Below are 609 nucleotides of genomic sequence, written 5' to 3' on the forward strand. Positions count from 1 at the left end.
TAGCTTAACCTTCGGGAGGGCGCTTACCACTTTGTGATTCATGACTGGGGTGAAGTCGTAACAAGGTAACCGTAGGGGAACCTGCGGTTGGATCACCTCCTTACCATTGAAGTGTTTTTGTGAAGTGCTCACACAGATTGTCTGATAGAAAGTAGAGCAGCAAGCGCGTCTGCGAAGCAGAGACTGATGTCCCCTTCGTCTAGAGGCCTAGGACACCGCCCTTTCACGGCGGTAACAGGGGTTCGAATCCCCTAGGGGACGCCAATGCGCCGGTCATCGAGTGAAAGGCGATACCCCAATAATGATTAAGCCCATTACAGTGTAGTGGGTTTAACAATTATGCTCTTTAACAATCTGGAACAAGCTGAAAATTGAAAATAACGCACATTGTTTATCGCTTAAACAATGTGAGAGTCTCTCAAAAATCTCAACTTGAAGATGTCGTCAACAGGCAGAAACCGTCGGGTTTCGTGTCGACTGATAGAAAAGACACCTTCGGGTTGTGAGGTTAAGCGACTAAGCGTACACGGTGGATGCCTAGGCAATCAGAGGCGATGAAGGACGTGCTAATCTGCGATAAGCGTCGGTAAGGTGATATGAACCGTTATA

Annotated in this window: 1 tRNA gene and 2 rRNA genes; all 3 read left to right on the forward strand. The window is 47.8% G+C overall.

Annotated elements, in window-relative coordinates:
* A 16S ribosomal RNA gene (locus SC428_RS22125) occupies positions 1-103 on the forward strand; the annotation flags it as partial.
* Positions 104-188: 85 nt separating this feature from the next.
* A tRNA-Glu gene (locus SC428_RS22130) sits at positions 189-264 on the forward strand.
* A 242-nt stretch (positions 265-506) separates the two neighbouring features.
* Positions 507-609: ribosomal RNA gene (locus SC428_RS22135) — 23S ribosomal RNA — on the forward strand; the annotation flags it as partial.

Origin of the sequence: Providencia sp. 2023EL-00965, from assembly GCF_033550225.1 — a bacterium.
Taxonomy (GTDB): domain Bacteria; phylum Pseudomonadota; class Gammaproteobacteria; order Enterobacterales; family Enterobacteriaceae; genus Providencia; species Providencia manganoxydans.